Origin of the sequence: Virgibacillus chiguensis (genome assembly GCF_900129865.1) — a bacterium.
GTDB classification, from domain to species: domain Bacteria; phylum Bacillota; class Bacilli; order Bacillales; family Amphibacillaceae; genus Virgibacillus; species Virgibacillus chiguensis.
In genome coordinates this window covers 1-5,635 of sequence record NZ_FQXD01000034.1, presented here as the reverse complement: position 1 = coordinate 5,635, position 5,635 = coordinate 1, and the positions used below count along the sequence as shown (strand labels likewise).

7 protein-coding genes and 1 pseudogene are annotated in these 5,635 nt (G+C 35.6%); 7 read left to right on the top strand and 1 reads right to left on the bottom strand.

What is annotated here, in order from left to right:
* The 6 genes and pseudogenes from BUB45_RS19180 to BUB45_RS19165 form a co-directional block, all read left to right on the top strand.
* Positions 1–942, top strand: a pseudogene (locus tag BUB45_RS19180) (IS256 family transposase); the annotation flags it as partial.
* A 684-nt stretch (positions 943–1,626) separates the two neighbouring features.
* Positions 1,627–2,622: a virulence RhuM family protein gene (locus tag BUB45_RS19175; RefSeq protein WP_084723840.1), complete on the top strand. Its 996-nt coding sequence runs from the start codon at positions 1,627–1,629 to the stop codon at positions 2,620–2,622.
* A gap of 270 nt (positions 2,623–2,892) precedes the next feature.
* Positions 2,893–3,294: a cytidine deaminase gene (locus tag BUB45_RS19170; protein ID WP_073013478.1), complete on the top strand. Its 402-nt coding sequence runs from the start codon at positions 2,893–2,895 to the stop codon at positions 3,292–3,294.
* Between the two features lie 114 nt (positions 3,295–3,408).
* The gene (locus BUB45_RS20310) at positions 3,409–3,570 is read left to right on the top strand and encodes a hypothetical protein (RefSeq protein ID WP_212590796.1); all 162 of its coding nucleotides are present in this window, start codon (positions 3,409–3,411) and stop codon (positions 3,568–3,570) included.
* Positions 3,571–3,573: 3 nt separating this feature from the next.
* Entirely contained in the window at positions 3,574–3,702 is a 129-nt protein-coding gene (locus BUB45_RS20705) for a hypothetical protein (RefSeq protein WP_280157628.1), read from the top strand.
* Positions 3,703–4,026: 324 nt separating this feature from the next.
* The gene (locus BUB45_RS19165) at positions 4,027–4,467 is read left to right on the top strand and encodes a cell wall hydrolase (RefSeq protein WP_073013476.1); all 441 of its coding nucleotides are present in this window, start codon (positions 4,027–4,029) and stop codon (positions 4,465–4,467) included.
* Between the two features lie 212 nt (positions 4,468–4,679).
* Here the strand turns inward: BUB45_RS19165 and BUB45_RS19160 are convergent, their stop codons facing one another.
* Positions 4,680–4,973, bottom strand: a complete 294-nt coding sequence (locus BUB45_RS19160) for a DUF1433 domain-containing protein (RefSeq protein ID WP_170861799.1) — start codon at positions 4,971–4,973, stop codon at positions 4,680–4,682.
* 107 nt (positions 4,974–5,080) lie between these two features.
* Between BUB45_RS19160 and BUB45_RS19155 the strand changes: the two genes are divergently transcribed.
* On the top strand, positions 5,081–5,635 hold a 555-nt coding region (locus BUB45_RS19155; protein WP_139300210.1), incomplete at its 3' end, for a hypothetical protein.

Sequence of the window (5,635 nt, the reverse complement as noted above, 5' to 3'; positions counted from 1 at the left end):
GCTATTAACCAACTACTAAAACATGAATTAACTGTATTCCTGGATTACGAACCGTATGAACGCAAAGGAGTTCATTCTGGTAACTCTCGTAATAGATTTTATGACCGTACTTTTAAGACGGAGTACGGTGAGCTACAACTTCGTATACCAAGGGATAGGAACGGCGAATTTCAACAACAAACAGTGGCTCCATATAAGCGTTCCAACGACACGCTGGAACAGTTTGTTATTCATCTTTATGAAAAGGGAATTACAACAGATGAAATCGCACATCTAATCGAACGAATGTACGGACATCATTACACCAAACAGACCGTGTCTAACTTAACAAAATTGGTAGCAGAAGATGTACAAGCATTTCATGAACGTAAATTAGAAAAGCGTTACGCATGCATTTACTTAGATGCTACTCAAATCCCTATTCGTCGTAACACTGTAGAGAAAGAGTCTGTATATATTGCAATTGGGATCACGGAAGACGGCATAAAAGAAGTATTAGATTTTACTATTGCACCAACAGAATCCGCACATATATGGGAAGAATGGATGCAGGAATTATATCAGCGCGGTGTTGAAGACGTTCTACTCTTCGTCTCAGACGGTTTAACTGGCATGACAGATGCCATTCACCGTGTCTATCCCAAAGCAAAGCATCAGATGTGCTGTGTCCATGTTGCCCGTAATATTGCTAAGAAGGTTCGTGTCAAAAACCGTTCAGAGATACTTGGTGACTTTAAAACTGTTTATCATGCCATAGACAAAAAAGAAACCCTGCAAGCGTTAGAACAGTTTCAAAGCAAATGGGAAAAGACATATCCACGTGTCATTGACGCAGTTGTAAAAAATGAACAATTATTAACATTTTATGAGTTCCCTGCCTCTATTCGACGGAGTATCTATTCGACAAATTTAATGGAAGCCTTCAATAAAGAAATAAAGAGATAAAGAGATATAAATTATTAGAGAGTAAAGCTCTTTAAACAATTAATAAATATTACTGAGAAAGATTAAGTGGGCAACTATTAAACTGGCATCTGTGTCAAGGGCACTTATAAAAAAAGAGCTTATGCAAATAAAAGAAGCTTCCTATATCGAATAGGGGCCTTCTTTTTTTAAGTTCCATTGATAACGGTAATTGTTACAGTAAGTCATGTAATGATTGATTTTTCATTTTAATTCCTTTCTTGTTTTGGCTGATTTATAATCTACTTCATCCTCGTGCATTTTGTCTCACGATCACTTCAGAAGGATTAAGCTCCCGTTTCAGGGTTCTGCCAGCTTCTGTTTTCTTTGTATCAGTAAGCCCTATTAACCCTTTGGTTTCATAAGTTTTCTTCCACCGGATCGTTTTATGCCAATTACTTCTTCATCAAATCCACTCTCCATAAAAATTTGTCGTGGGAGTTTAGATACTTATCCATAAACCTGTTCTTGAAAGCATCCGTGTAAGTGATGGATTTCTCACTAACGCGTTGTACATTTGGATTCAGAAAATAAAATCACAACAAAGAAAACGTGCGTTCGTTTTTCGTTTGGTTATCCAACTTAAAATGGTATAATAGTACACAAACTAGATGTTTAGAAAAAAATAATAAACGGGGATTCTTTTAAAAAGGAGTGATGACATTGCAAAATGAAACTAGTATACTAATCTATCAAACAGAGGATGGTAACACAAAAATAGATGTTAGATTGGAGAATGAGACAGTTTGGATGACCCAAAAGGGAATAGCGGAGTTGTTTCAAACATCACCTCAAAATATTACACTTCACATAAAAAATATTTACGAAGAAGGGGAATTACAGCAAGAAGTAACTTGTAAGTATTACTTACAAGTTCAAAGTGAAGGGCGAAGGGAGGTGAAAAGAAAAGCAAAACACTATAACCTTGAAATGATTATTGCAATTGGATATAGAGTTCGTTCTCACCGAGGTACACAGTTCCGCCAATGGGCAACAGAGCGGTTAAATGAGTATCTTGTTAAAGGGTTTACAATGGATGATGATCGTTTGAAAGAAATGCGTAATTTTGGGCAAGATTATTTCGATGAGTTACTAGAACGAATTCGTGATATCCGTGCTTCCGAGAAAAGGTTCTATCAAAAAATTACAGACGTTTATGCGACGTCTATTGACTACGATCCAAAAGCAGAAGTCACACAAGAATTTTTCGCAACTGTTCAAAATAAACTACATTTTGCAATTCATGGTCAAACAGCGGCTGAACTTATAGTAGATAGAGCGAAGGCCGAGAAAGAGAATATGGGTCTTACTGCATGGAAAGGCGATAAGGTAAGAAAAACAGATGTAACAGTTGCTAAAAATTACTTAACGGAAAAGAAACTTAAATCACTCAATCGTATTGTTACAATGTACTTAGATTATGCTGAAGATCAAGTGGAAAGACAACAGCCAATGCATATGAACGATTGGATTGATAAACTTAATGCCTTTCTTCAATTTAATGAGCGTGAAATTCTTGAAAATGCAGGAAGGATCTCAAAGGCTGTAGCTGATAAGTTAGCCATTCAAGAGTATGAAACATTTAACCAGCATCGTTTAAATAAAAATACGCACGATGATTTTGAGCAGTTTATTGAAAATAAGGACTTAAAGAGATAAGACTTCGGTTTTGTTCTACGTGTATCTGGGAGAGTTGCTTAGTGACGAACTTGAATCTTATCATAATTGATGTAAAACAAGTATTAACTTTTGGAAATACTACAAGCAGTAATAATAATAGATGTAATATCACTGTTAAAGACATTATTTATTTTAATACACAGAATATTTCGTATTATAAAGTGATGCTAGAATAATTTCATGGGCACATCTTTGTTAAGTAATTTAATGCGTATATATGTTTTGTTCAATGGATAGAAGGAGGTAAATATGAACATAGAGCAAAAACTGTATCAGTCAGCAATTGCGTTAATAAAGGATAGATATCCTTCTGGATGGGGAGGTGCTGCTGCGATGTTAACGGAGGATGGGAATATACTAACCAGTGTTTCCCCGGATGTTATTAACGCTTCAACGGAATTATGTATAGAAACGGGAGCTATCCTCGAAGCACATAAACGTAATACAAAGGTTACCCATACAATTTGTGTGGTAAGGGAAGATGAAAATGCTGAATTTACAATATTAACCCCTTGTGGCGTATGTCAAGAACGTCTTTTTTATTGGGGTAGAGATGTAAAAGCGGCTGTAACAAATTCACATGGAAGAATTGAATATAAAACGTTGGGAGAAATTCAACCGTATCATTGGTATAAAGCCTATGAAAAATAAATGTCTTGAAAAACAGGTTTGTTTTGTGCGATGTATTTGATAATTTCACTTCTAGGTTTACGGAAAGGTGCGTCTAAATTCTTCTGAGATTGTCCTTCTTTCTTTTTTATCCTTTTGATTAGAGGACGAAAATTAGGCTTAGTTTTTGGATTAATAGGAGCCCTTGTATTATCAATTGTATTTACAAATGTATTAGCAAAAGCACAAACGGACGTGAGTGGTGAAGATAAAACCAGAGTTGTAACCGTAGAGGAACAAGATTTACGTGAAAATTAGAGTATGGAAGGGAAAGACCTTGAGATAGTTATCACAGCAGAAGAACAACGTAGTGTAGAGAATTCATCAGCTTTATCAAGGTATGTATCACAAGAAAATGGACTAGGGTTTTATTTTATTAAAGAGCAATAAGCTGCATGATTAAGTTAGTTGGATGAAGTACTTCTATAAACAACAAAAAAGCGATCTACCATTTATGTGGGGTAATATCCCAGTATTATACCAAGAAGCTGACGGTTGTAGCGGATATTGAAATGCACACGTATGCTTTACAAAGATGTCTGAAAACCTGAACCTACCGCGAAAAATTGATATTGTCCGAATGAAGACTATGCCAATAAGGAGCTAATAAATACAATCACTTTGATGTAGTAGACCAAGCAAAGCCCATGTAAAAAATGATATTAGCAATCATTTTTACCAAATTTCCTCATATAATTTTTAGAGGTGATAAAAATGGGAAGGGTAGCATATACAGATAGTGATGTGGCTTTAGTGGCAAGGATGATGCGGGCAGAGGCGGAAGGTGAAGGCCAGCTAGGGATGCTGATGGTCGGTAACGTCATTGTAAATCGTTTAGTTGCTAATTGCTTAGACTTTAAAGATTTAAGATCCATATACGACGTAATTTTTCAAATACAGGGAGGCAATTACTCTTTTGAAGCTGTGCAGAAAGGTAATGTTTTCTACAACAGAGCGAGAGGTGTAGAAAAGAAATTAGCCAGAAGAGTATTGGAGCATTGGAGAGAGCATCCTTCCAAATATGCGCTATGGTATTTTAATCCATATGCTCCATGCCCGCCTACATGGTACGGTCAACCATTTGCTGGTCAATACAAGTTACATTGTTATTACGAACCACAGGCAAATACATGCGATAGTGTGTATATCGGCTAGGTGTTGGCAAAGGTGCCGTTCACATTTGGAAAAGATGAGCATTGTGCGAGAGCTCATACAAGGAGTTCTTTTTTAGTGAAACAAATAGAAATAGGCCCCGTTCCTTTTGAGGAAGCCGGGGTTATTTTTGTAAGGTAAGAGAAAATCATGTTATAAAAACTATAAACTATAGGTGCAAGAAAGCGACATTAGTAACAATAAATTTTACAAATTTAATAATCGCATGTTTTTTCTTTGCACTCCTCTTTTCTCTCAGGGAATTCTTTTCCTACAGCGCTAGAAATAATTTTAAAATCATTTTCATAATCAACATCAATGGAGAAAGTTGCTTTTTCATTATTATTTACTGTACCGCTAATCACCATTCCACCCATAGGAGTACTATAATCATTCTTTTTAAAAGTTATTGTATGGATATTTTTAAAATTGTTACTCAAATAACTTTCTATAGTTTTTTCCGCCTTGAGAATTGTATTATTATTAAAATCTTCCTCATTTGATTTCACAAAACAACCTCCCAATAGTATAATTGTAACAGTTAAAAATATTAGAATTAAGAGTTTTTTCATTCGTTTCACTTCCTAACTAGTATCAAAATATGGAGGGCGCAATTTTGGTAAATTATAACAATATAACAGACCTCACCGCTTCTACAATTTCTAGGCAATCTTATAAACAGATTCCAAGAAAGATTTTCATTGAAACAGATTATCATATACAAGTTTGGGAAAACATCGAAACTATTAAAGACTCCGATACAGGCTTACATGGATATGTGCTCCAAAACGATGATACAGATGAAATCGTTATCAGTTTTAGGGGAACGGAACTACCTAAAACAACCACAACCAAAGTGAAAGAAAAATACTTAGCGACACCCTCTCAAGATGCTAGATTGGCTGGTGCCGGGGGTGGAGCAGAATTGAAAAATGGGTATATTGTTTATAACCAAAAAGACGTAGACTATTCTGAAACCCTAAAAGATGTGGAAGAAGACATCCAAGGAATTGTCCTTGGTGATTCCGATTATACCAAAAAAGATTATAGAAAAACACCTTATTTAGGAACACCTTCTCAAGATGCCGCTTTATTAACTGGTAAAGCGAAGTTTGACTCCAAAGATAAAACCCTCACATATGACACCAAAAATCAATTTACAGCAGCTGAA

Coding starts and splice junctions, on each gene's coding strand:
- BUB45_RS20705 (WP_280157628.1), top strand. CDS start 3,574: ATGGAAGGGAAAGACCTTGAGATAGTTATCACAGCAGAAGAACAACGT.
- BUB45_RS19170 (WP_073013478.1), top strand. CDS start 2,893: ATGAACATAGAGCAAAAACTGTATCAGTCAGCAATTGCGTTAATAAAG.
- BUB45_RS19165 (WP_073013476.1), top strand. CDS start 4,027: ATGGGAAGGGTAGCATATACAGATAGTGATGTGGCTTTAGTGGCAAGG.